Origin of the sequence: Paraflavitalea sp. CAU 1676, assembly GCF_029223285.1 — a bacterium.
In the GTDB taxonomy this organism is placed as follows: Bacteria; Bacteroidota; Bacteroidia; order Chitinophagales; family Chitinophagaceae; genus Paraflavitalea.
Genome location: NZ_JARHUJ010000006.1, coordinates 442,702 through 469,615, shown reverse-complemented (window position 1 = coordinate 469,615; position 26,914 = coordinate 442,702). Strand labels below are relative to the sequence as shown.

The following is a 26,914-nucleotide window of genomic DNA, read 5'->3' as shown; positions in this document are numbered from 1 at the left end:
TCATGCGGTTCCACAAACTATATATAGCAGCTGGCCTAACGCTTGCCGTAGCTTGTACGGAAAAAGAGACGATTTACCTGGAAAATCCGGCCTCTTGCTTCGAAGCAAGGATTAAGCCCTCCAACGGAGGCAATGAGGTTATTGCTAACGAAGCACAGGTAGACTCGAATTTTTATTTTGAGCTATGTAACCGGTTGGAAGACCGCTTTATGTATCGCTGGGATTTTGGCGATGGGTCGCAGGCTGAGGGCAAATCGGCTCAACACGCATACTCTAAGCGGGGTGTTTATAATGTAAAACTTACCGCTTTGAGAGACGGGCATCCTGTAGATTCCTTCGTGCAGCAAATGAGGGTTTACCTGGGCCAAAAGAATTTCTCGTTTGCCCGCAACCAACACACGTATGGTGTTGATCTTTCCCAAACCAGCGACGAAGGCTTTCTGATCCTCGGATACCGCCAGGACACCGGCACTGTCAATCCCCGGCAGTATTTTCTGCTCAAAGTCGACAGCTTGTTGAAGCAGCAATGGGTAAAAGATCTGCCTGCAGAGTCAGTGAATTTGTTATCGCTTCAACCTTCGGCCGATGGAAACCATATTATAGCCGGCAATACGAAAGGGGTTAATAACAAATTCGGACTTACTGCTATTAATCTGCAGGGTGAGGTGGTTTGGAGTAAAACATATGACAATACCAATAGCTTTAATACCTACGCCAGTGTAACAAACGATAATGCCATCATCACGATCGGGCAAAAGTCTTTATCCGGAAGTGCGGAACAACGAACTATGTTGTTGAAGACAAATCTGCAGGGGGATGTAATTTGGGAGCAGGATTTTGCTGCTATGCAGGCCATTCAAAACGCCGAAAACCTGGTTGTTGAAGAGGATGGTTTTGTGGTTGCCGGAACGTTGGCTGGAAGCGGATGTGCTAGCGGCAACTGCGACTCTGTGGTCATTTTAAAGGCTGGCAGTTCAGATGGTGACGTACTGTGGAAGAATTCAATGAGGTGGGATTATCAAGTGCCTCTTCAAGCTACCAGGCTGATCCGGGCGGGCAACGAATACCAGGTTGTCAATAAGGCTAATTATGGAATATTTACCTTTTCTGCAAGTGGAGCTTTCCTTAACAGGCAGGTCTTTTGGAGCTACCCAGATAGCCTCAGTTATCATCTGGCCGATGTTAAAGGGAATACCTACTTTTTCCTAAAAGGCAGTTCGCCCCGGTACGCAAGCAAGATCTTTAAGGTTTCGGGACAAAGTAAAACTGCCTGGTATGTAGAAATTCACAATCCGGTAAGCGGCAGGGCGTTACCCAAAGGAGGGATTGCTGTGTTGGGGGCGCGTGTAAACCAAATTAACAATGGACAATATGCGCCCAGCAAACTGACCATTCAGATCGTGAACAGCGACGGGACAGATTATTGACCGTTGAAGGTGCCGGAGCCCGTTTGTACGCGATAACGTACTTTTGCGGGATGGAATCTACTCAACTGATTGAACATTCGCTGCGCAACCTGAAGATCGAGGCGTTGAACGACATGCAGCTGGCGGCACTGGAAGCCAATAAAAACTCTAATAGCGTGGTGTTGCTGTCGGACACGGGTTCGGGCAAAACGATCGCCTTTTTGTTGCCCATAGCGGAATTACTGCAGAAAGGATCGAAAGTGACGCAGGCTATGATCATTACGCCTTCGCGCGAGCTGGCTTTGCAGATAGACCAGGTGTTCAAGAAGATGGGCACAGGGTTCAAGATCTCCTGCTGCTATGGGGGCCATGCCCGTGAAATTGAAGAAAATAACCTCAAACAGGCACCCGCTTTGATCGTGGGTACTCCCGGCCGCCTGGCCGACCATATCCGCCGCGGTAATATCACCGTGGCCGACATTGAAACACTGGTGCTGGACGAGTTCGATAAATCGCTGGAAGAAGGTTTTGAAGAAGAGATGTCTTTTATCGTTGGCTCATTGCCTGCCTTGAAGAAACGCATCCTCACATCGGCCACAGAGGCTGTTGAAATTCCAAGGTTTGTTGGTTTAAAAGATGCCGTGCGGGTCAATTTCCTTTCCGGAGAAAAGAAAGAGATGCTCGCGATCAAGCAAGTGAAGAGCGAAGACCCGGATAAAAAGGAAACGTTATTCCGCCTGATCTGTGCTTTGGGGAACCGCTCTACGATCGTGTTCTGCAACCAGCGGGAATTTGTGGATGAGGTTAATGCTTATCTTAAAGACAAAGGCATCGTGAGTGTTTTCTATCACGGCGCCATGGAACAACAGGAGCGTGATGCTGCGTTGTGCAAGTTCCGCAACGGCAGTTCGAATGTGCTGGTCACGACTGACCTCGCTGCCCGCGGATTGGATATCCCCAATATCCGCTACATCGTTCACTACCAATTACCCAATACAGAAGATTCTTATACACACCGCAATGGCCGCACGGCCCGTATGGATGCCAGTGGTACTGTCATCCTGATGGTTGGGCCCAAAGAATATGTACCCCCTTACATTACCCCAGATCCTGAAATGATCACCCTGCCAGAAACGGCAGAAGTTCCACAGAAGCCAGTTTGGACCACCCTTTTCATTGCCGCCGGCAAGAAGGACAAGATAAACAAAGTGGATATTGTCGGTTTTTTGACGAATGTAGGTGAGCTGAAGAAAGAAGACGTGGGACTGATCGAGGTGAAGGACTTCTTTTCGTTCGTGGCTGTGCGTAAATCGAAGGCCAGCACCACTCTACACCTGATCAAGGGCGAAAAGATCAAGGGAAAGAAAGTGAAGATCGACGTTGCGAAGTAAATAGCGTTGGGCCGGGCTTTGACTGAGGTGCAGGAAGCAAGGCTCACGGAGTGAGCTTTGTTTGGTTGCGCGGGGCAGGCGCGTAGTAAGACCGTCGGCTAGCATGGCCTGGGTGCGCTCGTGCGGTTAGGTTTCGCGGGGCCGGGGTGTGGTAAGTGTTGGCTGGGGCAGTTTGACACCGGAACGTATTGGAACTTGGGTTAGGTTGTGGTAAGCTCTTACCCTTATTCTGTAATCTCCATTCTCCGTTCACCGATCTGCTGGCGCCACATGGCATAGTACAATCCTTTTTGTTCGAGCAGGGCATCGTGAGAGCCTGCTTCTGTAATACGTCCTTTCTCCAGCACATAAATGGTATCGGCGTGCATAATGGTGCTAAGGCGGTGTGCGATCAGGATCGTGATCTGCTGCCGCTCGGCCGATATGCTACGCACGGTTTCTGTGATGGCTTCTTCCGTAAGGGAATCGAGCGCTGACGTGGCCTCATCAAAGATCAGCAACCGCGGGTGGCGCAGCAAGGCCCGCGCAATCGACAGTCGTTGCTTTTCTCCGCCGGATAGTTTTAGTCCGCCCTCTCCCAATATAGTATTGAGTCCCTGTCCGGTTCGTGTAACCAGTTTGCCGGCGGCGGCTTTCTCCATGGCTTCCAGCATTTCGTCATCAGTAGCATCGGGCTTTACAAAGAGCAGGTTTTCGCGGATGGAGCCTGCAAAGAGCTGGGTATCCTGCGTTACAAACCCTATTTGCCGCCGCAATTCGTTATAGCGTATCTGCGTAGCAGGTATGTCATTGAAATAGATCATTCCTTCGATGGGGCGGTACAAGCCTACCAATAATTTAACCAGTGTTGATTTGCCGGAGCCGGAAGGCCCCACGAAGGCGATGGTGTCGCCGGTTTCTACCGAAAAGGATATCCCGTCCATGGCATTCTGGTTGGCGGTACTGTGCCGGAAGACGACATTTTCGAAGCGCAGGGCATTCAGCTGATTGATGGCCACCGGTTCGGGAGGACGTTGTTCGATCGGCTTGTTCATGAGCGTATCGAAGGTTTGGATAGAGGCTTCGGCTTCCCGGTAAAAGATGATGATATTGCCTACATCCTGCAGCGGCCCAAAGATGATATTGGATATAAACTGCATGCTGATGAGCTCGCCGGTGGTGAGCACATGTCCAAAAATGAGCCAGAGCAGTATGAAGAGTATGGATTGCTTGAGCACATTGAGTACGGTGCCCTGCAGGAAACTAAGTGTACGCACCTGGCGGGTCTTCTCCATTTCGAGCTGAAAGATGCGGAGTGTGTATTCGCGCAGTCGCCTTATTTCTGGAAAGGTGAGGCCCAGGCTGCGCACGAGCTCGATATTGCGCAGCGACTCGGTGATGATGCCAGCCATACGGTTGGTTTCGCGGTTGATGGAGCGCTGGGTAGCTTTCATTTTACGGCTCAGCATACCGGTAAGTGTGCCCAGTACCAACACGCCGATAATGAATACCGGAATGAGGGCCCAGTGCTTGGTGATGGCATACCATATCAGAAAACCCATACCGACGATCGAAGAAAAGAGTATATTGATAAAGGAGTTGATGAACCTTTCCGTATCGGTACGTACCTTTTGGAGCACGGCCATGGTTTCGCCGCTGCGCTGTTCTTCAAACTCGTTGAAGGAGAGGCGGAGGGTCTGGCGCAGGCCATCGTTGAAGATCTGCATACCGAATTTTTGTACGGCCAGGCGGGTGGTATAATCCTGGAAAGCTTTGGCGACGCGAGCCAGCAATGCGATACCAATGGCAATACCGAGCCACCAGAGTACCCCTTTCACCAACTCATTGCGGGGGCGCAGGTTGATCTGCCCGGCATAGTCGTCGATGATCTTGCCAAAGATGATAGGGTCAATGAGTGACAATACCTGGGCAACGGCTGCCAGGAGCAGGGATATGAGTACCAACCAGCGTTGAGGATGCAGATATTTCCAGAGGATGCGCATATGATCTTAATATACGAACGAATAAAGGTTAGGTTCGTGAATTGTTTAATGTGATGCAAATTTTACACCTGATATCTAATCACTTTCAGCTATGACCATTTCCAGCAAATCCCTTCTGCTTTCGGCGCTCGTTTCGAGTGCCAGCTTTTCTGCTGCTGCGCAAAGCTGGCAGGATACGGTAGCCCGGATCGAACAGATCTTCAGCCGGTACAACAATGATAAAACGCCCGGGGCACAATTGGCGATCAGCCGTAACGGCTCCGTGATCTTTTCGAAAGCCTGGGGTATGGCCGACCTGGAACACCAGGTGCCCCTCACCCCACAATCGATTACTGAAGCAGGTTCTGTTTCCAAACAATTTACAGCTGCAGCCATCCTGTTACTGGAGCAGCAGGGCAAACTATCGCTCGATGATGATGTGCGCAAGCATATTGGTGAGTTGCGTGATTACAAGGTTAAGATTACCCTACGCCACCTGATACAGCACACCAGCGGCCTAAAGGATTGGGGCAGCATCATGGATGTGGCCGGGTGGCCAAGAGGCTCACGGGCTTATACCAATGACTATGCGCTGTATGTGATCTCCCTGCAGCAATCGCTGAACAACCTGCCCGGTGATGAATACATCTATAGCAACTCCAATTACAACCTGCTGGCCATTATTGTGCAGCGGGTAAGCGGCCTGTCGCTCGCCGACTTTACGAAGAAGTATATTTTCGAGCCAGCTGGCATGAAGAACACCGAATGGCGCTCTTATTACAGGAAGATCGTTCCCAACCGGGCTTTTGCCTACAGCCGCAACGGAGCGGGTTTTCAAACCAATATGCCCAACGAGAGCGCTTATGGCAATGGCGGTTTATTGACAACGGCTGAGGACTTGCTGATTTGGAACAACTATTACCTGGGCGGCCGTCTGGGCAATCCATCCTTGTTTGCTCAGCAAACTGCCACGCGGCCACTCAATAACGGTGGTAAGAATAATTATGGCGCCGGCCTGATGACAGACCCGGTAGGCGGCTGGAAAGCGATCGCTCACAGCGGCGCTACTGCCGGTTATCGCGCCAATCTGGAATATTTTCCCGAGGCCGGTCTATCGATCGCCTGGTTAAGTAATACATCGGCCTTTGATACTGACACCTTGAATGTAGCGAATGCTGTGCGCAGGTTATTTCTACCTGTGCGCAGGCCGGAAAATCCACCGCCACGGCCGGCTTTTATTACCGTGCCTGAGGAGAAACTGGCTGCTTATGCTGGCTGGTACCGTAATCCACGCACGGGTGGAGGAACCAAATTGTATATTAAAGACGGTAAGATGAGCAGTCTGTTCCCCGCAGCTAACCTGAATACCGTTGCTGAGAACATATTTGTGGTGGGTAACAACCGGCTGGAAGTGGATAAAAAGAAAGGACTTTTATGGATCTCTCCAGGCGCCGACAGCATCTACTTTGACCGGGTTGAGCCAGCCGATACGAGCGAGAAGAATCTGCAAAAGTATGTGGGCACTTATTATTCCCGCGAAGCGGAAGCTTTTTACTATATCGTATTGAAACAGGGTAAGCTTTTCCTGGAGCTCAGGCCGGGTACGGTGTTTTCATTGACACCTACTTACTACGATGGATTTGATTGTCCCTTTGGTCCGATCCATTTTATCCGCGATATAAAGAAGGGGATTGTGGAATTGAAGGTTTCCGTGTCGCGTGCGCGCAATATCACTTTCAGGAAGGTATATGATGCGGGTTTTTAAAGCGCCCCTGATTTAGGCAAGCAGAGTTATAAGCAGGATCGTTAGGCCGGGCAGTACGGCAAAGAGGAATGCGACCCAGGTGGTGGGGGTGTGTTTCTTTTTGTAACTGCGGTACAGCAGGTAAAAGTTGGCCAGGAAGAATAAAGCAAGGGCTACGCCAAGCCACACACCTTCCGTATCTGGCTTCGGTTTTTCGATGGCTGCTGCGATGATGAGCACCGCACTTGCTATCAACGAGGCGGTATTGACGATAATGGTAATAATCCTTAATACGAGTAACATATTACGATTTTTACTAGGTGGCGTAAACGCTAATAAAGGTCGGCAATAATAGTAGGTAAGCCATTAAAAACAAAATTATCCCCTGGCTTTTTGTGCTGTAGTTGGCGTGCGAGCGGCGCTTGTGGAGACAGGAAAACGATGGGCTTGCCATCGACAAGTTGTTTGCCCAGTCCGGCAGCAATGAAAAAGGTGATCTTATCGCACTGAACCACCGCGCCCGCTACGGGTGTATCATAGAGGCGGTCGGCATTAACAGCATGGAGGGCTGCCTGTTCTTTTGATTGTTCCGATAGCTGGCGGGCATACATTTCCTTCTGCAGATGCCCCATGGCCCTTCCGGTTTCGTATTTATCGCCGGCAGAGCTTTTTTCTTCCTGGTTGGCGGCCTGCTGTGCATCGTCCATTTGCAGACGGGTATTGGTGATCCGCTCGCCAATGAGGTGGAGGGCCGCCTGCTTCAATGTTTGTTTATAGAGGATCTTTTCTTCGCGGGTCATGCCGCAATTTACGGCTCAGATCAGTTCGGATAGGGTTTCGCGGGCATATTCAAGTGCGGCTACCGGCGACTCAAAGAGCCGGGGTTCGGCGCCTTCGATGAAGATCTCGCCGTGGGCGCCATCTCCAGGCTCCTGGTAATAATACATGGCCGTAAAGTACTCGGTGGGTATGATATGGGGATTTTCGCGTGGTACTATATGCGGTTCTACGACAACCCAAACCTCCTTTCCGTTGATGGTGAGCTTTTCTGTCATGGCTGTGATTTGAACAGTAGGATTAAAATCCTGTGCCAGGGCAGAAGGGAAGTACGGGGCTCCCTGTTTTGTCGGCCCCGAATTGTTATTGCTTCTTGGGAGGCAGTGCAAATGCTACCGCTTCATGCTCAAAATGTCCTTTGTGCGATCCGTCGCAGAAGGGTTTGTTTTGGGAAAGCCCGCAACGGCAGATGGAAATAACCTCGCGGCCATTGAGGTCATATTTGTTGCCGTTCTTGTCTACGAGCTCGAAATCGCCTTCCAGCTTTAAAGAACCGTTGCTGTTGACTGTAACTTTAGTGGTTGCCATATTCTTCAATTAAGGGCGCGAATGTAGGGGAAGATTCTGGATTTGAAAATCTTTAGCGTGATTGTGGACAATCTATTGGGCGAGGGCGGTGGCGCCGGGCCCCAATACCTGCTGTCCTTCTGCCTGTGGCTCGATGAGGGGAATGGTGACCTTAAAGTAAGCATCGTCTTTTTCCACCTTTACCCCGGGCAACTGGAGCATCTTGTACCGTGCATTGATATTGTGCAATCCCTGGCCAGTCGACTCTACCGCTCCTTCCCGTTTAGAAAGCGTATTGCGCACCATGAGCAAATTGCCGGGTAAGGATACAATTTCTATGTGTAGCGGCTGGTCTTTTTGGAGGCGGTTGTGCTTGACGGCATTTTCGATCAGCAACTGGAGTGTGAGGGGTGGTAATAACCAAGCCTCATATTGCCTATCAACCTGTACTTCGAGGCGGATGCCGGCGCCGTAGCGCGTTTGCAACAAATGATAATATGATTGGATGAACAGCATCTCCTGCCCCAGCGTCGTTACCTCGGACTGGTTGTTGCGCAAGAGATAGCGGAACACTTTTGTGAGCTCATCCAGGAAGTATTCGGCACTCGCCGGGTTTTCGCTGATGAGGGACGAAAGGGAGTTCAGGTTATTGAACAGGAAGTGCGGGTTAACGATACCTTTCAACTGGTTCAACTCGGCCCGGAGCTTTTCTTTTTCCAACCGCTCTTTCTCCTTTTCGGTGTACCGTAGTTTGGCAAAGTGGTAGATGGTCTCATAACCCGTGTACAAAAACAGGAAGATGAACAAGGCATTGAAAATGGTGTAGCCCCAGAAGCCCGATGCGAGCTGGCTGTTGTTGATCTTTACGAATCCGGTATAGTTGCCTTTGGCCAATTTGCCCGAGGTGACAAAATCCTGCAGCACCGTGCTGGCTGCCAGCGCGAGGGCCGTAAAAGTTATGCCGACAGCTATAACCAGCAGAAACCTGATGAGTGATTTGTTCCAGGGAGATTTCCATTTGCGGCTTCTGTAAGTAAGAAAGCGTGCGCCTTCGGTAATTGAAATAATGCAGCCGAAGGAAATTAAGGTGCGAAGCAGTTTTGACGTATCGGCGCGCAGGCACACTTCATTGGAATACAATACCAATATGAAGGGAAGCACTACAATAAGTACACGAAACCACTTATCACGAACCTTTATCAATGCAGCAAGGATTTTAAGCCGGGTGGACTCTGTTTTTCCAATTTGCAAAGAAAAAGGACGGCCCGCGAGCGGCCTTAACATGTTGCATGAATTGCCATTTTAAGTGGATGAATTGTGTTTCCCTTGCCGATAAACCCTCAGAAAATAATCCTGAATCGTCGTTTTTGCTACTGACATACTGCTGTCACTACCCGGTTGTTCCTTTGTAGTGTAAATAGCCAACCTATGTTCTACACTACCATTGACCAACGAAGCTTAAGCGCTCATTTTCAGGACTTAACGGCCTATCATGTATGGGCGATCACGCGGCTGACCGAGTGGCTGCGGCAGAAACCTGTTCAGGTGATGGAGGCCAAAGCCGCTTCTAGTTTTCCTGGTATCAAGGCAACTTTGCTGCACATGGTGGAGGTTGAGCGCGAGTGGATGGGACATTTGGAGCTTGCTCCCGATCTGTTTCAGCAAGGATTGAACGATGACCTGGATTCGGTGCTGGATGCATTGGTTGAACAGGCGACTGCGCTGCAAGACTACGTGACTTCCTTACAAGAAGAAGCTTTTGCCGAGATATGCTATTGTAACCTGATGCTGGCCGGAGAAATTGCCGTTCCCCGCAAGGATATCCTTCAGCATTGCCTAAGCCATGGCATTTATCATCGTGGTCAAGTGGTAACGATCGGTCATCAGCTTGGGTTAAAAGATGCCCCCATGACGGATTACCTGTTTTATTGCCATAAGGTGAAGAAGGGTAACGGTCAAGCCGGACGCGGTTCTACGACCCGTAAACCCGAAAGCGGCCGTGAAAGGCGGGACCCTTTTCTGGCGATCAACTTCTTCAGCAAATAAACTACCTGGTTTCATCTTATCTTACTTTATAAAGTACTCCTTCATGAACTTGAAAACGCTCGCGCAATACCGGCTGGTGAATCAGCAATTGACATCGCCCTCCCTGAAAACAGCGGGAGAGCTGGTGTATTGGATGGGAGCGATGCAGGCGCAGGATTATGCCGGTGCGAAATGGAGCGTTGGTGCACGATTGAATGGTATAACGGATTCGGGCGTAGATGAGGCTGTGGTGAAGGGTGAGATCATCCGGACCTGGGCGTTGCGGGGAACCTGGCACTGGGTGGCTCCGGCGGATGTGCACTGGATGGTGGGATTCGTTTGTGCTCGTATTCAACAGAAGTATGCGAAGAACCTGCGCGATGAAGGCCTGGAGAAATCGCATATCAAGAAGGCAAATAATATTCTAGTAAAATCGCTGCAAGGCGGCCAGTGCCTGACGCGGGAAGAATTGGCGGAACAATTCGGCAAGAAGGGCATCAAGACCTCTAACTACGGTGTGGGCCATTTGCTGCTACAGGCCAGTATGGAGGGATTGATCTGCATGGGCCCGCGAAAGGGCAAGCAGTTTACGCACGTACTCCTGGATGAATGGGTACCGGAAACCGTGCGGACCAATCCGGCGGAGCCGTTGGCAGAGTTGGCAGGGAGGTATTTTAAGAGTCATGGTCCGGCGACGGTGCGTGACTTTATGTGGTGGGCGGGCATTACTTTAACGGAAGCCCGCAGAGGCGTGGATATGGTGCAGGACAAACTGCTGAGTGTGGCAGTGAATGGCGAAACTTACTGGCATGCAGCGGAACTGCCGGAGCCGGCGGGTAAATCGACCGTATGTATGCTGCCGGGCTTTGATGAGTTCCTATTAGGCTATAGCGACCGGAGTGTCATCATCAATCAGGCGCACGCGCACCGGCTGGCGATGACGGCTAATGGGCAGTTCAGTGCTACGATCGTAGCGGGTGGCCAGGTGGAGGGTGTTTGGAAAAGGACATTGGGGACCGCAGCCGTGAAGATAGAGCGGGATTATTTTGAGAAGACGAGCAAAAAGCTGGTTGGCGCGGTTGATAAAGCAGCCAGGGCATATGGCAAATTCCTCGGGTTGAAGCCTGTTTTGGGATGAGATGTGCAATACGACTGGCAATTTTTATCTTGCAGCCTCAATGAGTAGTTCTGACCAGCATATGAAAGTGGCCGTTGATGCGGTAGTTTTTGGCTATTCCAAGCAGGAAGGGGTTTCTGTGTTGTTGATACAACGGAAGTATCCTCCTTTCCAAAACAGCTGGGCTATACCTGGTGGGTTTGTGCTGGAGCACGAATCGCTGGAAGAAGCGGTGCGGCGGGAGTTGCAGGAAGAAACCGGCATCAGCGTCGACTACCTTGAACAACTATATACTTTTGGTGAGCCTGGTCGGGATCCGCGCCAGCGGATCATTTCTATCGCTTATTTCGCACTGGTAAAATCGGCCCAGTTTCAACAACTGAAGGCCAGTACTGATGCTGAGCATGCACAGTGGTTCAGGATCAAAGAACTGCCCGAACTGGCTTTTGACCACCATATTATCCTTAATAAAGCGATCGAACGGATACGGGCCAAGATCAGGTATCAACCGATCGGGTTCGAGTTGCTGGACAGGGTTTTTCCTTTCGCCGACCTGGAGCACTTATACACTACTTTATTAGACCGGGATATTGACCGGCGTAATTTTTCGCGGAAAATGCTCGCCCTGGGCATCCTTGACGAGACCAAGGAATATGCGAAGCCGGAAGGCAAAGGAAGGCCCAGCAAAATGTACCGGTTTAATGAGCAACGCTATCAGCAACTCGAGAAAGAAGGTATGAATTTCGAGATCTAAAATGGGCTGGTGGTGGCTTTGGAGGCCGATCTTACATTTGATTTTCTGCCATATTTGCAGTAGCTTTCCATTACAAATCATTTTTACAATGACCCGTGTTACTACCTCCAGCAGAACGTTTCAATGCAGCCTCACTACGGCTCGTTTTCCCCTGCCTGCGGGTCATAAATATCCACTTTTCCACTATTGCGGTTTACTCTAGGTTTACTTTTGGTTTACCTCTGGCTTACTTCAGGTTTACGCGAACCTGTCAGCACCCATACACCATATGGGGAGTTGGCACGGAGTATCCCCGGAGGGTCTGTTTCCCGAATTTTCCTTATCGGACCTTTATCCGGTTGTCGTTTTTTTGACAAACTGGCACGACGCGGAGCAACTTACCAAATCCAGCAAATGGGTAGCCTGCAGAATTTTTGAGCATTTTGCGTTTATTTTACGCAAATAACTTGCGTAATCAAAAAAGGCTTCTTATATTTGCGTAATAATGACGCAAAATGAAGAATACAGGAGTCATCATCGCACGCTTTCAAACCCCTTACCTCCACGAGGGGCATAAATACCTGCTCAACGAGATCAAACCCAAGCATAATAAGATCATCGTGGTGCTGGGGGTATCGCCGGTGAAAGGCAGTAGCCGAAATCCTTTTGATTTCTATACCCGCGAGCGCCTCATCAAGCAATATGCGCCTGAATTGGTGGTGTTGCCGCTGGGCGACCATCCGGATGACCGGGTTTGGAGCGATCGGCTGGACAATCTGTTAAGGAATACTTTTCCACAGGAATCCTTTGTTTTATACGGTAGCCGTGATAGTTTCATCCCCTATTACAGCGGTCATATCGCAACAGTGGCTTTGCCGGAGTTCGGTGATCAATCGGCTACTGTAATTCGCGATGAAAATGCTGATAAGGTTTTAGACAGTGTCGATTTCCGGATGGGCATCAACTACGCTTATCATAATAAGTATGATTCCGTACACCCCACGGTTGACATTGCTGTATTGCGAAACGGAGACCGGGAAGTGTTGCTGGGTAAGAAGCCTGGTGCTGCCGGCTGGCGTTTTCCTGGTGGGTTTGTGGATCCTGTGGATGAAAACTTTGAAACTTCTGCTGCGCGGGAATTGCAGGAAGAATGTGGCGATCTGGTTACCGGGCCCATGCAATATGTAGGATCAGCCAGAATAGACGACTGGCGTTATAGAAAAGAGGCTGACAAGATCACGACGGTGTTTTTCAAGACCAGCCTGATCGCCGGTGATGCTGCCGCGAATGATGACCTGGCAGAACTGGCCTGGTTTAGTGTTTCGGAGCTGAGTGGGATGCTGGAACGCAAGGAGATCACCGCCGAGCATTTTGTACTGGTGGATCTACTCGTTAAGAATTTACAGGTAGCCGCAAAGGTTGCCAACCAATAAATTAAACCCTTATACTTTTATTTTAAAAATGTTTGCAATGAAAACGCAAGAGAACATATTGCTGCTGGCCGACGCTTATAAATATTCTCATCATAAATTATATTATCCCGGCACTACCAAGATCTATTCTTATCTCGAAAGCCGGGGTGGTCAATTCGACGAGACCGTATTTTTCGGCTTACAATATTTCCTGAAATACTATTTGCAGGGTGAGGTGATCACGACTGAAAAGATTGATGCTGCCAGTGGATTCCTGGAGCAGGTTTTTGGCCGCAATGATGTTTTTGATCGCAGCAAATTTGAGTATATCGTAAAAAAACATGGCGGCAAATTGCCCGTGCGCATCAAAGCAGTTCCTGAGGGCACTTCGGTTCCCGTAAACAATGTGTTGGTGACGATTGAAAATACTGATCCTGAGTGTTTCTGGCTTACCAATTTCCTCGAGACACTGCTTATGCAAGTGTGGTATCCCTGCACGGTGGCTACTGTTTCGAGAGAGGTCAGAAAGATCACCGCTGAATACTTTCATGAAACGGCTTCTGCCGCAGCTATTGCCGGGCTTGATTTTGTGTTGAATGACTTTGGTTTCCGTGGCGTGAGCTCCGTTGAAAGCGCCGGATTGGGTGGTGCTGCTCACCTGCTTAGCTTCCGTGGCAGTGATAACATTATGGGTAGTGTGCTGGCCGAAAGATATTATGGCGCGGAGAAAGTGTATGGTTTGTCGATCCCCGCTACTGAACACAGTATTTGCACGTTGTTGGGTGAAGAAGGAGAACTGGAAGTGTTCAAACATATTCTTAAGACATTCCCCACAGGAACGGTGGCCTGTGTTTCTGACTCGTACGACATTTTCAGGGCCTGCAGCAAGTATTGGGGCGCCGATTTGAAGGAACTGGTGCTGAGCCGTGATGGTGTGCTGGTAATACGTCCTGATAGTGGTGATCCTGTATTTACCCTCTTGAAAGTATTTGACATCCTGTTTGAGAAGTTTGGCTTTACGATCAATGAGAAAGGATTCAGGGTGCTGCCTTCGCAGGTGCGGGTGATCCAGGGCGATGGTATCAACGTTGACTCGATCAGGCATATATACAATGCGCTTAAAATAAATGGTATCAGTGCGGAAAACCTGGTGCTTGGTATGGGTGGCGCGTTGCTGCAAAAAGTGGATCGGGACACGCAAAAGTTTGCTTTCAAATGTTCGTATGCGGAGGTGAATGGTGAAGCGGTAGATGTGCAAAAGAACCCTATAGAGATCGATTCTCACGGCCGCCTGGTTTCTTCTTTCAAGAAATCGAAGGCAGGTCAGCTGAAGCTGATCCAAACGGACGGATTCTTCCAAACAGTGCGGAAAGAGCAGGAGGCTGATGCGGAAGACCAACTAGTGACGGTTTTTGAGAATGGTGAACTGGTGGGTGAAGTGAAGTTTGAAGAAGCCCGGGAGCGTGCTGCGCTGGGGGAGATGAAAGAAGCATTTGAAAATAAATAATTGGTGCTGCGTTTCCAGCCTCTGCCTTGCTCCCATTTTAATGAGCATTATTTTAATCTGTTTAAGAGCTATGAAATATTCACTCGAAATATTAAGAAGGCAGGTAGAGGCTGGGCAGGCGGTGGAATATTTTTACTTCTGGGGTCATACGCCGAAGCAAGCGGGAACGGTCGATAAGTCGTGCCTGAGCCAGTGGTTTCCTGCTTCCTTCGAGGTGGATGGCGTGACCTACCTTACAGCCGAGCACTGGATGATGGCCCATAAGGCTTTACTGTTTGGCGATCGGGAAGCGTTCGAAGAGGTCATCAGCTGCATCAAGCCTGCCGTGGCCAAAGAGATTGGCAGAAAGGTGAGGAACTTCGATGATGCCACCTGGAAGGAAAAACGATATGCTATTGTAGTCGAAGGATCTTACCATAAATTCTCTCAACATGAAGAGCTGCGTCAATTCTTATTGTACACCGGTCAAAAAATAATTGTAGAAGCCAGTCCGCGTGATCGTATTTGGGGTATTGGCATGGGTCAGAATAATCCAGATGCCATGAACCCTTTTAAATGGCGGGGCGGTAACCTACTTGGGTTTGCCCTTATGGAAGCGCGGGACAGGCTATTATCGTAGAAAAGTTAACATTATACATTTAGGTTATGAATCAAAAAGCGCGGGTTGCGATCGCGAATGACACGTTGCAACTCCTCGAACAGGGATTTTATGTCAATTCCACAAGCGACAGGGTTGACCTTGCCGCAGCGATGGAACAGGCTATTAAAAATACAAGGCTGTTTTCGCCCGATGAGTTGTCGGACATTTTAGAAAAAGCAGTAGGTAGCACGGGTTTACTGGAAACCAGTTATGAAGTAATGAATGAAACTACACTCGATGCGGTAAGAAGGCTGCCGGGTGATGGTTTTAGTAACATCATGTGTCTGAATTTTGCTTCTGCCAAAAACCCCGGCGGTGGTTTTCTGGGTGGCGCCATTGCGCAGGAGGAATGTATTGCGCGGGCTTCGGGTCTGTATCCTTGCCTGCTGAAAGCTCCTGCTTATTACTCCTTTCACCGGAAGCAATCGAGCTGCCTGTACTCGGATCATATGATCTATTCGCCGGGTGTGCCGGTCTTCAAGTATGAAGAAGGGCAATTGCAGGATCACCCCGTTTTGACGGCTATCGTGACTTCACCTGCCGTGAATGCCGGTGTTGTTGTTGAGCGCGAGAAAGGGAGTGTTGACCGGATCATTCCGGTGATGCGTGTGCGGGTCAAAAAGCTGCTGGCGCTGTGCCGGCTTTATGGACATGACACACTGGTTTTAGGCGCCTGGGGTTGCGGTGTTTTCCGAAACAACCCGGAAGATATTGCAGCTTTGTTCAAAGAAGCATTGCAAGGTGAGTTTGCAGGACACTTTAAGAAGATCGTTTTTGCCGTTAAGACCAATAAGGAAAGCATTATTGAACCTTTCAGAAAGCATTTTTTATGACGAGAGAACATGTTTACGGGGCTTTGTTTGGTGTGGCGATCGGTGATGCCCTGGGCGTGCCCGCCGAGTTTATGAGCCGTGCTTCTCTAAAGCTGAACCCTATCAAAGATTTTGTTGGATATAGGAGCCATAATCAGCCACCGGGCACTTTTTCGGATGATAGTTCGCTAACCTTTTGCCTGGCAGCTTCGCTTTGCCGGGGCTTCGATCTGGAGGATATCGGTAAGCGGTTTGTGGATTGGCAATCTAAGGGCTACTGGACGGCCGGGGGAAATGTTTTTGACATTGGGATGACGACGAGCAGGGCTATAAACCGCCTTAAGACAGGTGCCCGTGCGGACCTTGCAGGAGATTTTGATGAAGACGCTAATGGTAATGGTTCGTTGATGCGTATTCTGCCCCTATTGTTCCATATTAAAGGTATGGAGATCGGCGAGCGGTACAGGACTATCATGAAAGTTTCTTCTATTACACACGGTCACGTGAGATCGGTCATTGCCTGCTTCTACTACCTGGAGTTTGCTTTGAGGTTACTGAATGGTAAAAGTAAAACGGAGGCTTATGCTGAAACGGCGAAGTCGGTAAGTGACTTCCTGGTAAGTGAAGAGATCGTTCAAACAGAGATTGACCTGTTTGCGCCTTTGTTGGTTAATGAAATCACTCAACGTTCGATCGACAGCATTCATTCGCACGGATATGTCATGCACACCATCGAGGCTTCGATGTATTGTTTTATGACGACCGACAACTACCAGGATGCTGTATTGATGGCCGTTAACCTTGGCAGCGACGCGGACACCACGGCCGCGGTGACGGGCGGGCTTGCTGGTTTGTATTATGGCCATTCAGCCATTCCATCGAAGTGGCTTAAGGGAATTCGCCGCAGCGCCGATATTACCGATCTCTGTGAATTGATGTATGTTTCGTTTAGTTCATGATATTGAAACCTTGCGCCCATGAGAAAGTTGACTTTAGTAGCCGGGCTTGCTTTGTGTAGCCAAATTGCCCGGAGTCAGGAAAAAAGTGATTCTGCAAAAACGCTGGAAGAGGTGGTCGTTACTTCTCCTTTTTCGTTGCCAACTCAATCTCCGGTTACATTGAGCCATTTGTCACGTAAAGAACTTGACAGGAAATATTACGGGCAAGAGCCTTCGGCTTTGCTTTCCCAAACCCCGTCGGTTACTTTCTATACAGATGCCGGCAGTGCATCGGGCTACTCTTACTTCCGGATACGTGGTATCGATCAAACCAGGATCAATATGAGCCTGAACGGGGTGCCGCTGAATGAGCCGGAAGATCAGGGCGTATATTTTTCCAACTACCCGGATTTTCTGGAATCGGTTTCGGGTGTGCAGATCCAACGGGGCGCAGGCTATTCGCGGCATGGCGTGGCGGCGTATGGTGGCAGTTTGTATTTCGAGTCGGTTCGCTTTAAGGACAGTGCGGGAGGTCAGTCTTCTGCTGGATTCGGTTCGTTTAATACCTATCGTTTGAACGGCAGTATGAACACGGGACTGAAGAATGATTTCGGTTTGTATGCCCGGGCTTCGCACCTGCATTCTGACGGTTATCGTGATCACTCTGCCAATACCTCGAGTTCTGTTTTCCTCAACCCTGGTTATTGGGGCGACAAGCATAAAGTGTACCTGGTAGCTTTTTTAGGTGAGCAGAAAAATGAACTCGCCTGGGTGGGTGCTCCGATGGACAGCATTCATAAGAATAAAAGATTCAATGCAAATAGTTCGATTGAGTTTGACCGTTTTCTGCAAGCGCATGCCCAGCTGCACCATGAATGGCAGATCAGTAGCCGGCATCAATTGCATTCGGGGGTTTTTTACAATTACCTGGACGGCAATTACGACTTTGACCTGAATTATTTTCTGGGTTATCCGTCAACTGCCGAGCTGTATAATTATGCATTCCGATCGAATTTTGCCGGTGCCTTCTCTTATCACACGTATGCAGGCCGGCATTTCCGGTGGTACAATGGTGTACAGGCTCAGTGGTACCAGCGCAGGCACCTTGGCAGCGAGAAAAGCGCCGGGGAGCTGTATTCCAATACCGGTTACAGGAATGAAGCCAGCGTATTCACGAAAGCAATCTACAACGTTGGCCGATGGGAGTTTTTGGGTGATGCTCAATTCCGCTATAGCAGTTTTACCTATACAGGAAATGAAGTGACGCCCGGACAATACTGGAACTTCTTTAACAGCACGCTGGGGATCGCTTATCGGCTGCAGGAAGGGTTGAGGCTTTATTACTCTATTGGCCAGACACATCGTGAACCTACCCGTAATGATCTTTTTATGGGCAGCGACGACCTGGCCAGGGATGATAATGGCGAATTATTATTCAACTCTGTAAAGCCTGAAAGGGTGGTTGACCAAGAGCTTGGGGTAAAGTATGGTGCCCGAAATGTGTTCATCAATGCAAACCTGTATTACATGCGTTTCCGGGATGAAATAACGCTTAATGGTCAGATTGGCCCCACGGGTGTTCCGTTACACAGCAGTGCAGCCAGGAGTTACCGGAGTGGTGTTGAGGTTGACGCCTGGTGGAGATGGGAGAATGGGATTGAGTGGAGGAACCAGTCGTCGGCTTCGATGAACAGGATCAAAGAGGACAAGATAGATCTTCGTCCGGTTTTGACCCCGGCCTTCATCAGCAATCAGGAATGCAGATTGGTGAAGCAACGTTGGCAGGCTGGTGTGGGGGTGCGATACCAGGGCGAGTCGTATATTGATTATGCAAACCAATACAAGCTGAAGGATTATTTTATTGTCAATGCAGATGGTAGCTGGCAATGGCGTAAACTGACCTTCTTTGGTGTAATAAATAATATTACAAACCGGGTTTATTTCACCAACGGTTTAATCACGGCAGCCGGCGTGCCGGGTTATTTTATTCAGCCTCCGGTTAATTTTTATGCCGGCGTGCGTGTAAGATGGTAAGTTTAACGTATGAAGAAAAAGGGATTGGTTTTGGGAAAGTTCATGCCGCTGCATGCGGGTCACCTGGCGATGATCGATTTTGCGTTGTTGTACTGCGAGCACCTGGTGGTGATGTTGTGTGCATCGGAGAAGGAGCAGATCGGTGGACAGGTGCGTAAAGGTTGGTTGGAGGAAAGCTTTGGGGATAACGAGCGGGTATCGGTTGCGCTGGTGGAGTATGATGAAGCGGTGTTGCCTAATAGCTCGGTCTCTTCACGCAGCATTTCTGCCTTGTGGGCGAATTACATTCGTAATCATTTTGCCGGTATCGAGGTTTTTGTTTCGTCGGAGCCCTATGGTGATTATGTTGCCGAGTTTCTCGGTATTGAGCATGTTTGTTTTGACCAGGCGCGTAAGCAGGTGCCGGTGGCCGCGAGCAGCATTTTGCGCAATCCATTTGAACATTGGGATTTGATTGCTCCTGCTGCCAGGCCGTGGTTTGTGAAGAAAATCTGCCTCAGCGGCTCCGAATCGACAGGAAAATCTACCCTGGCGGAAAGACTTGGCAATTACTTTACAACGTCTTTTGTGCCTGAAATGGCCCGGGAGGTGATAGAAACCACTGACGAAGTTGTATTTGAGGACTTGCTGAAGATTGCCACCCTACATGCCGCTACGATCAACGAAAAGGTTCGGGAGGCCAACAGGATCCTGGTATGCGATACCGACGTGAATATTACCAAATCATACTCGAAGTATTTATTTGGGCGGGAGCTGGTTGTACCTGATTGGATTGAAGCGGCCAACCGGTTTGACCTGCATATTTTCCTGGATACCGATTGTCCGCATGTGCAGGATGGGACGCGCTTACAGGAGTCCGAAAGAAATGCGCTGAGCCGGTTTCATGAGCAGCAGTTGATGGACGCGGGTATTCCCTATGTGATGGTCGGTGGTAATTGGGAGGAACGGTTTGAACGGGCAAAGGCGGAGATTGAACAGGTATTTTTTAACAACAGAATTATTTAATGTATGAATAAAGAATTGGCCAGGACCAGTAAATTCCTGAGCCTGGTTTTGCGGCATAGGCCGGAAGCTATTGGCCTTACCCTGCAGGAAGGCGGGTGGGCTTTTGTGGACGAGTTGATCAGTAAGATCAATTTGCACGGAACGACCCTTGACCGTTCGCTTTTGCAGGTAATTGTCGATACCAACGACAAGAAGCGTTTTGCTTTTAATGACGATGGCACCATGATACGCGCCAACCAGGGCCATAGTGTTGAGGTTGACCTGCAACTGCCCGTTGCGGTGGCCCCGGATATATTGTATCATGGCACGGCAGCTCATTCGCTGGCCATTGTATTGAAGGAAGGATTGAAGCGGCGCCAACGGCACCATGTGCATTTGACGGCCGATCCCCAAACCGCTGTTGCAGTGGGAGGCCGCCATGGTAAACCGGTATTGCTTCATATCGATGCCAGGGCCATGCAGGCGGCTGGTTATGTTTTTTACGTTTCCGCGAATGGGGTTTGGCTGGCCGATGAAGTGCCGGCGGCGTACATCAAAGCAGAATAGTACCAATAAAAAACGCAGGGTTTGCGCCCTGCGTTCAGTTTTTCTGAAATTGGATATTATATTATTTTTAAGCTGCCACCCGTTGATAGAGTTGGCGACCTATAGCTTCATCGATCTTTTCTGGCATATGACCTGCAGCGTTGCTGCTATCGATCGCGGTAAGGCGATTCAGGTCTTTGTCCCATGCAAATATGTGCACAGGGCTCTCATTCACACTTACTCTAAACCTCGTTTCTGTCGAGAGCGTTTGGTAAGGGGTAGCTTTAACCACTACTGGTTTTCCATCTACCGTTAATTCGAAGATCTCTGTCCTGATTTTCATAACACCTCCTTTTTATGTGATGTAATACGAATTACGTATTTCAATAAGCGTGCCGCTATGTGCCAAAAACCTCCGGCTAAGCGGGTGTTTTAATGCGCATTTAATATAATGTGTTTATTGGCTGCAATAGGGTTTCGCATAGCCTATATTGGCCACCGCATTGCTTTTCAGGAAGATGTTACTGCATGTTTTAAATAACCTACTGCAACCGAGCCTGTTGAAGATTGATCGAGAGATGCTCTGATCCGGGTGATTTATTGCTGTTTTGTCTTACCTTTTAGTCTTCTTTAAAAACTACAATTATTATGCGTTCGTATCTTATTCCTTTTTCGCTGGCAGCTGCCTCAGTGATTGCTGCCTGCGGTGAAAATAAATCTGCATCCGCCAGCAATGACGAGGGCGCTGCTGTTATGAGGGCCGACAGTTTGGCCAAACACATAGCAGTACTGGCCTCAGATGATTTCCAGGGCCGTAAGCCTTTTACAGAAGGTGAGACCAAAACGATCAATTATCTTAAAGAGCAGTTTGCATTGGCTGGTCTGGAACCTGGCAATGGCGACAGCTATTTTCAGGATGTTCCTATGGTCAATATTACTACTGCTGCTGCTTCGTCTATGGCTGTTGAAAGTGGCAAGGGTAATTTCAATTTGAAAGGGTTTGATGATTACGTGATCTGGACCGACAAGACCGATTCACTGATAACACTTGACAAAAACGAGCTGGTATTTGCAGGGTATGGTGTTGTGGCGCCCGAATACAACTGGAATGATTATGCCGGTCTTGATGTTAAGGGTAAGGTAGTGCTGGTATTGGTGAATGATCCGGGCTACAACAGTGGTGACAGTACTTTATTCAAGGGCAAAACCATGACCTATTATGGCCGCTGGACTTACAAGTTTGAAGAGGCTGCACGCCAGGGAGCAAAAGGTTGCCTGATCGTGCACAATACCCAGGCTGCCAGTTATCCTTTTTCAGTTGTGCAAAACAACTGGAACGGATCGCGCCTGCGCCTTGACAACAGGGGCAAAACAGAGCAACTTTGCGACGTGATCGGTTGGGTATCTGGCCCCACCGCAACTAAGTTGTTAGGTGCGGCTGGTCTTGACAGTAGCTTATTGGCCAAAGCTGATGTTCGCGGTTTCAAAGGAACCCCGCTGGGCATAAAACTATCCACCACCATGAAGGTGACGCCCGTCTATAATAAATCGCACAACGTTATCGGGAAGATCACTGGTAGCAAGCGCCCGGATGAATATATCATCTACACGGCACACTGGGATCACCTCGGTATCGGTAAGGCCGACGAGAAAGGGGATTCGATATACAATGGTGCTTTTGATAATGCCAGTGCCACAGCGGGGCTGATCGAACTTGCACGCGGCTTCAAAAGCCTTTCTGAAAAACCAGAGCGGACTATTATTTTTCTTTCCGTAACTGCAGAAGAGCAGGGACTGTGGGGATCGGCCTGGTATGCCCAAAACCCGGTTTATCCAGCTGCGAAAACCATTGCCAATATCAACATGGATGGGTTAAGCCCCTTTGAGTCGACAAAAGATATTATTGTGGTAGGTCAGGGTCAGTCGGACCTGGAAGACTATCTCAAGGAAGCTGCTGAAAAAGCAGGTCGCTATATCGCCTACGAGAACCATCCCGAAGCAGGGTATTATTACCGCTCGGACCATTTCAATTTTGCGAAAGTGGGTATTCCCGCACTGTACACTGAGCGGGGTATCGATGTTGTTGGTAAGGGCAAAGAATACGGGGAGAAGATCCATGAAGAATACCAGGATAAACATTATCATCGCCCATCAGACCAGTATGACGCTGCCACCTGGACTTTGGCCGGTGGCCTGGACGATTTGAAATTGTTGTTTGAAGTTGGTAAACGCATTGCGTATGGCGATCAGGTGCCTGCATGGAAAGACGGATCGGAATTTAAATCCAAACGATAACTAAATATTCATATAGAAGGGGGTGACCCTTACAAAGCCAAGCCCGGTGCGACATGTACCGGGTTTTTCTTTACTTAACATTCAATTGCGGCTGGCACTGCATTCCATACAGGCTTCGCCTTTGTATTCCCAGCTTTCCTTAATGATCCTGCCATTGACGAGTTGCCTGAGACGACGGGCAAAACGTTCGCCCAAAAGTTTGCCAGCGTCGTCCTTGTGACCGACAAAGGCAACCAGCGGTAGTCCATCACGGTCAGTTTTAAATGCCAGATCAAACTGATTAAACCTTGTTTCTATGAGCGAAAGTGGCTCATATTTCTTATTCAAGATCTTTAAGATTTGTTCGCCGAGATCCATAGTAATTGAATTTATTAGGATTTGATAGATTCGGATTTCAACTTATCTACGGATTCGGTTACGGGGCTTATACTGTTATATCCAATACTGGTTTATAGGCTTCGTCGGGTGCTTTGGTGCGGGCTACTAAAGGTTTTTTATTTGCGCGGTTTTCGAGCCATTTGGTTACGCCGGCTGCGATAAGCCCACCTGCTATGTAAAGCCCCATTGTCAACCAACGCTTTTTAGGTGTGTTGTTGGTATGGTGTTCATTGAAGCCCAGCACCTGGGGAAGTTTGAGTGCTCCTATGCCAGCACCGAGACCAAGGAGGCTGCCTGTAGTTAAGGCCTTATTGATACGCGTACCGGCCAGACTATAATACAACGTATTGCCAATAAGGTCGCCCGCTAATGCGGTAGATCGCAGCGCCTGACCGCGGGGCGCATCGTGGCCTGTTTTTTCGATCAGGCGGGCTGTTGCGTGTTCGCCCAGCTTATCTAGGCGTGGAGCAGATGGGGCAAGTTTACGTGCGATTTCGTGTAAAATGGTAACACTTATGGCACCTGCCAGTCCACCTACCAGCGAGGTAAGTACTTTCATAACTGCTTTTTCTAAAGGAGACAAAAGAATGATGCCAGGACTGGTGGGCTGTGCCTGGATTGGTCGTGCTTAAAGCTACCGGTTGTTAGTAGCCGGCATATTCAGGGTTCTATTTCATGGAACTTTAATCTTCCTTTTTGCGGATAGCGGCAATGGCTTGCTTGATCAATTCTGGTTCATATCCTTTTTGTAGCAGGTAATCGGTCGTTTTGCTAAGTTTTACATAGTGGTTTACTCCTTCACCGCGAATGGAGGTCCACTTTTTAGCAGCCAATTGATGAAGCGTTTTGCTGTAATCTTCTTCATCAATCTCCTTCATGGCCTTTTTGATGTTGTATTCACTTACCCGATTCTGCTTCAATTCGTATTTGATCTTCACCCGCCCCCAGTGTTTCATCCGAAACCGTCCTCCCGCAAACTGAATGGCATACCGCTCTTCATTGAGGTAGTTTTCTTCAATGAGTTGAGACAATAATTCTTCCACCTGTTGTTTGTATAAACCGAAGGTGTACAATTTCTCCTTCACTTCCTGGTGGCTGCGCTCCTGGTAGCCACAGTAGTGTCTGGCCTTTTGCAATGCTTGTTCTTTGGTAAGCTGTTTACGTTGAAACATGGGCGCCAAAGTTATGGTTCCTGGCTTAAACTTCTTCGAGCCTGTCTACACAGCCATATTGCGTCTTCAGCAGATCATCGTAGTGGTCGGCATTTTTGAAGAGCGTATTAAACATGTCGGCTCCTAATTCCTTGGAGATATCGAGATCGTATATCACGCAGGATAAGATCACATTCTGGCTGGCGCAACTCAATACGAGGCCGTTCATCCTGTAATTTTCCTGCAAGAGGAACTGATAAAGTGGTTTGATCTTTGTTCCGTCGGGCGGTAACTGACAGAGGTAAGCATCGCCTGCTATAAAGTAGTTTTCGGGACTATAGGTGATCTTGATCTTCGCACTTCCTTCTTTTACTTCCCAGCGGTTGGTTCCTGAACGGGCCAGTTTAACATCCTTGCCCAACTCTTTCAGGATCTCTTCGATCGTTTTTGCTACTCCCACTGCTTCCACTTCTTTCTCCGGCATTTCGGGCAACTTAACCTCTGTTCCGCAGGCGGGGCAATATTTGCTGGAGTCTATAGTATCGGGCAATACCAGCGAATCGCAACTTGGGCAACGGGTGGATGGTGTTCCCTTGTGCGGCGCATATAGTTGCAGGGCTGCCTGCAAATAAGTTACGGGCAGGGCAAAGCCAAGGTTATCGCCACCCCGAATGATAAACGAATTGACACCAATCACTTCGCCTTGCTCATTGACGAGGGGGCCTCCGCTATTGCCTGGATTGATGGCCGCATCGATCTGTATAAATTTAAGTCCGTCGCGGATCCGGTCTACTTTAGAGATTACCCCTTGTGTAGCCGTATAGTTGAGTCCGTAAGGGTGACCAATGGCAATTACTTCATCACCATCCTTTAACGCGTCATAGCGGCCCAGTGAAAGTGCGGGCAGTTCAATACCGGCGGGCGGCTGCAGGAAGGCCAGGTCATGCTTGCGGTCGGTGTACCATACTCTCGACAAAGCCTTTTCGAATGTTTTACCGGCGATGGTTACTTCCGGATTGTCTTGTACGACATGATCGTTAGTTACAATAAGGTCGTATTCGCGTAGGTAAAAGCCAGTACCAGTACCGGTTTGTGTAGCGATCTGTATGATGGCAGGATGAAACTTTTCTATTACTTCCTGGGTAGGCATGTGAAATGTATTGCTGTATTAGTCAAAATTAAGTGCTGTGACCTCGGCGGTAAAGGTCGTGTTAAAATTAACCAGGTTATCGTACCGAAGGTTAGACACTTTGAATTCAAGTTTGGTGAATTTGTTCTTCCACACGGCAACGATGTCTTCTATACGTTCACGGATGGCGTCGACCTCAAATTCGTTGGATGCCTTATCATAGTATTGCGATGCAAATCCCATGGCTGCAAAATAATCGGCATGGTTGATCTGCATAAAAAGGCGGAACAGATCGGTCAGCGGCTTGGGCAAACTATAGGAATACTGGCAAAAAGAGAATCCATACTCGATGATCGTATTTGCGATCATGGGATACTGGTTGTCGCGGTACCATATCATATTGCCGGCTGCCGCATTGATGGCGTCGATGACTGCCTTATGGTTTTGCGGTGCGACGATGGAGAAAGTATGTTTGGACCTGAACAGACAAGGAAACACTTCTTCTTTTGGCCTTGTGATCAGCTTACGGTAGGCTTCGATCATGGCCTGGTTTCGCTCGGTCGTTTGCTTTTCGTCTTTTTTGAAGTATATGTCGATGACCTTCTCCAGGTCGAGCTGGAGTTTTCCTTCGGGGCCAATCATATAGTCAATACGGAAGGCCAGTGTGAGCAGCAGGTAGGAGATGGCTCCGGAAAATTTATCTGCATCGAGGCTGGCGGCATAATCGATGGTTTCCTGTACCCATTTAGTGAAATAATCATACCTGATCTCCTTTTCCGAATCGGGTATTTCGGCCACGTGGTCGCTATCGATGGATTGCAGGGAGGTGAATTCCTGCACGAGGAGATCGTCGAGCTTGTCGGCTTTAATGGCCAGTTCTTTCAATCCGTAATACAGTTTATTGGGATTGGCGGATTTGATGTTGCTGTCAAAGCGCATACAAAGCCGATCGCTATCGAGCGCATAACGGCTGTAATACAGGTTGAAGTTCATTTCGAGCAGCCGGCGCATTACAGGTACGCTGGGTTGTCCCATACGGGCCAGTGTTACTTCGGCCACGACTCGCTCATTGTTGAACTCACCCCGTACGATCTTGGAACCCTGGTATAAATGGAATCGTCCTTCTGTTCCGTTGCGCTCCAGCATCACATTTTGCTCGGCTTCGTCGCGCAGGTAATCAAAAAAGGCTTCGAGGCTTTCGGGGTATTGTTGTTTTTTGAAAAGGTTGTCGGCTTCGGTCCAGCGATCTACTTTGGCGACTGTTTTGTTGTTGTCGGAATACCGGCCAAATGGGATAGCAGGGTCTTCTGCTTTCTTTTTACCCCAGCTAAAGAGTTTATCGAACATATATTAGAATTTGAACCCGG

General features: G+C 49.0%; 27 protein-coding genes. 15 read left to right on the top strand and 12 right to left on the bottom strand.

Annotated elements, in window-relative coordinates; all coding sequences use genetic code 11:
- Positions 1 to 2 precede the first annotated feature (2 nt).
- The gene (locus P2H89_RS21695; RefSeq protein ID WP_275830816.1) at positions 3 to 1,427 is read left to right on the top strand and encodes a PKD domain-containing protein; all 1,425 of its coding nucleotides are present in this window, start codon (positions 3 to 5) and stop codon (positions 1,425 to 1,427) included.
- Between the two features lie 50 nt (positions 1,428 to 1,477).
- On the top strand, positions 1,478 to 2,797 hold the full coding sequence (locus P2H89_RS21690) for a DEAD/DEAH box helicase (protein WP_275830814.1): 1,320 nt from the start codon (positions 1,478 to 1,480) through the stop codon (positions 2,795 to 2,797).
- 224 nt (positions 2,798 to 3,021) lie between these two features.
- On the opposite strand, the gene P2H89_RS21685 is transcribed toward P2H89_RS21690, so the two are convergent.
- Positions 3,022 to 4,779, bottom strand: coding sequence for an ABC transporter ATP-binding protein (locus P2H89_RS21685; RefSeq protein ID WP_275830812.1), 1,758 nt, complete (start codon positions 4,777 to 4,779; stop codon positions 3,022 to 3,024).
- 91 nt (positions 4,780 to 4,870) lie between these two features.
- Between P2H89_RS21685 and P2H89_RS21680 the strand changes: the two genes are divergently transcribed.
- A complete protein-coding gene (locus P2H89_RS21680) occupies positions 4,871 to 6,523 on the top strand; it encodes a serine hydrolase domain-containing protein (RefSeq protein WP_275830811.1) in 1,653 nt (550 codons plus the stop codon).
- A 12-nt stretch (positions 6,524 to 6,535) separates the two neighbouring features.
- On the opposite strand, the gene P2H89_RS21675 is transcribed toward P2H89_RS21680, so the two are convergent.
- The 5 genes from P2H89_RS21675 to P2H89_RS21655 form a co-directional block, all read right to left on the bottom strand.
- The gene (locus P2H89_RS21675; RefSeq protein WP_275830809.1) at positions 6,536 to 6,805 is read right to left on the bottom strand and encodes a hypothetical protein; all 270 of its coding nucleotides are present in this window, start codon (positions 6,803 to 6,805) and stop codon (positions 6,536 to 6,538) included.
- Between the two features lie 29 nt (positions 6,806 to 6,834).
- A complete protein-coding gene (locus P2H89_RS21670; protein WP_275830807.1) occupies positions 6,835 to 7,302 on the bottom strand; it encodes a hypothetical protein in 468 nt (155 codons plus the stop codon).
- Between the two features lie 15 nt (positions 7,303 to 7,317).
- Positions 7,318 to 7,557: a hypothetical protein gene (locus P2H89_RS21665; RefSeq protein WP_275830805.1), complete on the bottom strand. Its 240-nt coding sequence runs from the start codon at positions 7,555 to 7,557 to the stop codon at positions 7,318 to 7,320.
- Positions 7,558 to 7,642: 85 nt separating this feature from the next.
- Positions 7,643 to 7,867, bottom strand: coding sequence for a CDGSH iron-sulfur domain-containing protein (locus P2H89_RS21660; RefSeq protein WP_275830802.1), 225 nt, complete (start codon positions 7,865 to 7,867; stop codon positions 7,643 to 7,645).
- A gap of 72 nt (positions 7,868 to 7,939) precedes the next feature.
- A complete protein-coding gene (locus P2H89_RS21655; RefSeq protein ID WP_275830800.1) occupies positions 7,940 to 9,049 on the bottom strand; it encodes a histidine kinase in 1,110 nt (369 codons plus the stop codon).
- A gap of 225 nt (positions 9,050 to 9,274) precedes the next feature.
- Here P2H89_RS21655 and P2H89_RS21650 point away from each other — a divergent pair, with 225 nt between their 5' ends.
- The 11 genes from P2H89_RS21650 (at position 9,275) to P2H89_RS21600 (ending at position 20,615) form a co-directional block, all read left to right on the top strand.
- Complete coding sequence (locus tag P2H89_RS21650; RefSeq protein WP_275830798.1) at positions 9,275 to 9,892, top strand: DinB family protein; 618 nt, start codon at positions 9,275 to 9,277, stop codon at positions 9,890 to 9,892.
- 43 nt (positions 9,893 to 9,935) lie between these two features.
- On the top strand, positions 9,936 to 11,009 hold the full coding sequence (locus P2H89_RS21645; protein WP_275830797.1) for a winged helix DNA-binding domain-containing protein: 1,074 nt from the start codon (positions 9,936 to 9,938) through the stop codon (positions 11,007 to 11,009).
- A gap of 40 nt (positions 11,010 to 11,049) precedes the next feature.
- A complete protein-coding gene (locus P2H89_RS21640) occupies positions 11,050 to 11,742 on the top strand; it encodes an NUDIX domain-containing protein (protein ID WP_275830795.1) in 693 nt (230 codons plus the stop codon).
- 494 nt (positions 11,743 to 12,236) lie between these two features.
- On the top strand, positions 12,237 to 13,154 hold the full coding sequence (locus tag P2H89_RS21635) for an NUDIX domain-containing protein (RefSeq protein ID WP_275830792.1): 918 nt from the start codon (positions 12,237 to 12,239) through the stop codon (positions 13,152 to 13,154).
- Between the two features lie 37 nt (positions 13,155 to 13,191).
- Positions 13,192 to 14,640, top strand: coding sequence for a nicotinate phosphoribosyltransferase (locus P2H89_RS21630; RefSeq protein WP_275830790.1), 1,449 nt, complete (start codon positions 13,192 to 13,194; stop codon positions 14,638 to 14,640).
- A gap of 70 nt (positions 14,641 to 14,710) precedes the next feature.
- Positions 14,711 to 15,259, top strand: coding sequence for an NADAR family protein (locus tag P2H89_RS21625; protein ID WP_275830788.1), 549 nt, complete (start codon positions 14,711 to 14,713; stop codon positions 15,257 to 15,259).
- 26 nt (positions 15,260 to 15,285) lie between these two features.
- Complete coding sequence (locus P2H89_RS21620) at positions 15,286 to 16,113, top strand: TIGR02452 family protein (RefSeq protein ID WP_275830786.1); 828 nt, start codon at positions 15,286 to 15,288, stop codon at positions 16,111 to 16,113.
- Positions 16,110 to 17,051 carry an ADP-ribosylglycohydrolase family protein gene (locus tag P2H89_RS21615; protein ID WP_275830784.1) on the top strand — a complete coding sequence of 314 codons (942 nt, stop codon included), beginning with the start codon at positions 16,110 to 16,112 and terminating at the stop codon, positions 17,049 to 17,051. Before P2H89_RS21620 ends, P2H89_RS21615 begins: the two co-directional genes overlap by 4 nt.
- A gap of 18 nt (positions 17,052 to 17,069) precedes the next feature.
- On the top strand, positions 17,070 to 19,064 hold the full coding sequence (locus P2H89_RS21610; protein ID WP_275830782.1) for a TonB-dependent receptor: 1,995 nt from the start codon (positions 17,070 to 17,072) through the stop codon (positions 19,062 to 19,064).
- 9 nt (positions 19,065 to 19,073) lie between these two features.
- On the top strand, positions 19,074 to 20,069 hold the full coding sequence (locus tag P2H89_RS21605; RefSeq protein WP_275830780.1) for an AAA family ATPase: 996 nt from the start codon (positions 19,074 to 19,076) through the stop codon (positions 20,067 to 20,069).
- A 3-nt stretch (positions 20,070 to 20,072) separates the two neighbouring features.
- Positions 20,073 to 20,615: an RNA 2'-phosphotransferase gene (locus tag P2H89_RS21600; protein ID WP_275830778.1), complete on the top strand. Its 543-nt coding sequence runs from the start codon at positions 20,073 to 20,075 to the stop codon at positions 20,613 to 20,615.
- Positions 20,616 to 20,682: 67 nt separating this feature from the next.
- On the opposite strand, the gene P2H89_RS21595 is transcribed toward P2H89_RS21600, so the two are convergent.
- On the bottom strand, positions 20,683 to 20,937 hold the full coding sequence (locus P2H89_RS21595) for a hypothetical protein (protein ID WP_275830776.1): 255 nt from the start codon (positions 20,935 to 20,937) through the stop codon (positions 20,683 to 20,685).
- A gap of 305 nt (positions 20,938 to 21,242) precedes the next feature.
- Here P2H89_RS21595 and P2H89_RS21590 point away from each other — a divergent pair, with 305 nt between their 5' ends.
- Positions 21,243 to 22,889, top strand: coding sequence for a M28 family peptidase (locus P2H89_RS21590; protein ID WP_275830774.1), 1,647 nt, complete (start codon positions 21,243 to 21,245; stop codon positions 22,887 to 22,889).
- A gap of 81 nt (positions 22,890 to 22,970) precedes the next feature.
- On the opposite strand, the gene P2H89_RS21585 is transcribed toward P2H89_RS21590, so the two are convergent.
- From P2H89_RS21585 to P2H89_RS21565, 5 genes are all read right to left on the bottom strand, one after another.
- The gene (locus P2H89_RS21585) at positions 22,971 to 23,246 is read right to left on the bottom strand and encodes a hypothetical protein (protein WP_275830772.1); all 276 of its coding nucleotides are present in this window, start codon (positions 23,244 to 23,246) and stop codon (positions 22,971 to 22,973) included.
- Between the two features lie 67 nt (positions 23,247 to 23,313).
- Positions 23,314 to 23,826, bottom strand: a complete 513-nt coding sequence (locus P2H89_RS21580) for a hypothetical protein (protein ID WP_275830770.1) — start codon at positions 23,824 to 23,826, stop codon at positions 23,314 to 23,316.
- A 124-nt stretch (positions 23,827 to 23,950) separates the two neighbouring features.
- The gene (locus P2H89_RS21575) at positions 23,951 to 24,439 is read right to left on the bottom strand and encodes a regulatory protein RecX (RefSeq protein WP_275830768.1); all 489 of its coding nucleotides are present in this window, start codon (positions 24,437 to 24,439) and stop codon (positions 23,951 to 23,953) included.
- Positions 24,440 to 24,464: 25 nt separating this feature from the next.
- On the bottom strand, positions 24,465 to 25,568 hold the full coding sequence (locus P2H89_RS21570) for a trypsin-like peptidase domain-containing protein (protein ID WP_275830766.1): 1,104 nt from the start codon (positions 25,566 to 25,568) through the stop codon (positions 24,465 to 24,467).
- 18 nt (positions 25,569 to 25,586) lie between these two features.
- On the bottom strand, positions 25,587 to 26,894 hold the full coding sequence (locus P2H89_RS21565) for a hypothetical protein (RefSeq protein ID WP_275830764.1): 1,308 nt from the start codon (positions 26,892 to 26,894) through the stop codon (positions 25,587 to 25,589).
- Positions 26,895 to 26,914: the final 20 nt, after the last annotated feature.

Coding starts and splice junctions, on each gene's coding strand:
- P2H89_RS21680 (WP_275830811.1), top strand. CDS start 4,871: ATGACCATTTCCAGCAAATCCCTTCTGCTTTCGGCGCTCGTTTCGAGT.
- P2H89_RS21695 (WP_275830816.1), top strand. CDS start 3: ATGCGGTTCCACAAACTATATATAGCAGCTGGCCTAACGCTTGCCGTA.
- P2H89_RS21565 (WP_275830764.1), bottom strand. CDS start 26,894: ATGTTCGATAAACTCTTTAGCTGGGGTAAAAAGAAAGCAGAAGACCCT.
- P2H89_RS21650 (WP_275830798.1), top strand. CDS start 9,275: ATGTTCTACACTACCATTGACCAACGAAGCTTAAGCGCTCATTTTCAG.
- P2H89_RS21630 (WP_275830790.1), top strand. CDS start 13,192: ATGAAAACGCAAGAGAACATATTGCTGCTGGCCGACGCTTATAAATAT.
- P2H89_RS21665 (WP_275830805.1), bottom strand. CDS start 7,557: ATGACAGAAAAGCTCACCATCAACGGAAAGGAGGTTTGGGTTGTCGTA.
- P2H89_RS21580 (WP_275830770.1), bottom strand. CDS start 23,826: ATGAAAGTACTTACCTCGCTGGTAGGTGGACTGGCAGGTGCCATAAGT.
- P2H89_RS21635 (WP_275830792.1), top strand. CDS start 12,237: ATGAAGAATACAGGAGTCATCATCGCACGCTTTCAAACCCCTTACCTC.
- P2H89_RS21610 (WP_275830782.1), top strand. CDS start 17,070: ATGAGAAAGTTGACTTTAGTAGCCGGGCTTGCTTTGTGTAGCCAAATT.
- P2H89_RS21690 (WP_275830814.1), top strand. CDS start 1,478: ATGGAATCTACTCAACTGATTGAACATTCGCTGCGCAACCTGAAGATC.
- P2H89_RS21675 (WP_275830809.1), bottom strand. CDS start 6,805: ATGTTACTCGTATTAAGGATTATTACCATTATCGTCAATACCGCCTCG.
- P2H89_RS21645 (WP_275830797.1), top strand. CDS start 9,936: ATGAACTTGAAAACGCTCGCGCAATACCGGCTGGTGAATCAGCAATTG.
- P2H89_RS21685 (WP_275830812.1), bottom strand. CDS start 4,779: ATGCGCATCCTCTGGAAATATCTGCATCCTCAACGCTGGTTGGTACTC.
- P2H89_RS21640 (WP_275830795.1), top strand. CDS start 11,050: ATGAGTAGTTCTGACCAGCATATGAAAGTGGCCGTTGATGCGGTAGTT.
- P2H89_RS21570 (WP_275830766.1), bottom strand. CDS start 25,568: ATGCCTACCCAGGAAGTAATAGAAAAGTTTCATCCTGCCATCATACAG.
- P2H89_RS21605 (WP_275830780.1), top strand. CDS start 19,074: ATGAAGAAAAAGGGATTGGTTTTGGGAAAGTTCATGCCGCTGCATGCG.
- P2H89_RS21615 (WP_275830784.1), top strand. CDS start 16,110: ATGACGAGAGAACATGTTTACGGGGCTTTGTTTGGTGTGGCGATCGGT.
- P2H89_RS21585 (WP_275830772.1), bottom strand. CDS start 23,246: ATGGATCTCGGCGAACAAATCTTAAAGATCTTGAATAAGAAATATGAG.
- P2H89_RS21595 (WP_275830776.1), bottom strand. CDS start 20,937: ATGAAAATCAGGACAGAGATCTTCGAATTAACGGTAGATGGAAAACCA.
- P2H89_RS21660 (WP_275830802.1), bottom strand. CDS start 7,867: ATGGCAACCACTAAAGTTACAGTCAACAGCAACGGTTCTTTAAAGCTG.
- P2H89_RS21625 (WP_275830788.1), top strand. CDS start 14,711: ATGAAATATTCACTCGAAATATTAAGAAGGCAGGTAGAGGCTGGGCAG.
- P2H89_RS21590 (WP_275830774.1), top strand. CDS start 21,243: ATGCGTTCGTATCTTATTCCTTTTTCGCTGGCAGCTGCCTCAGTGATT.
- P2H89_RS21600 (WP_275830778.1), top strand. CDS start 20,073: ATGAATAAAGAATTGGCCAGGACCAGTAAATTCCTGAGCCTGGTTTTG.
- P2H89_RS21620 (WP_275830786.1), top strand. CDS start 15,286: ATGAATCAAAAAGCGCGGGTTGCGATCGCGAATGACACGTTGCAACTC.
- P2H89_RS21670 (WP_275830807.1), bottom strand. CDS start 7,302: ATGACCCGCGAAGAAAAGATCCTCTATAAACAAACATTGAAGCAGGCG.
- P2H89_RS21575 (WP_275830768.1), bottom strand. CDS start 24,439: ATGTTTCAACGTAAACAGCTTACCAAAGAACAAGCATTGCAAAAGGCC.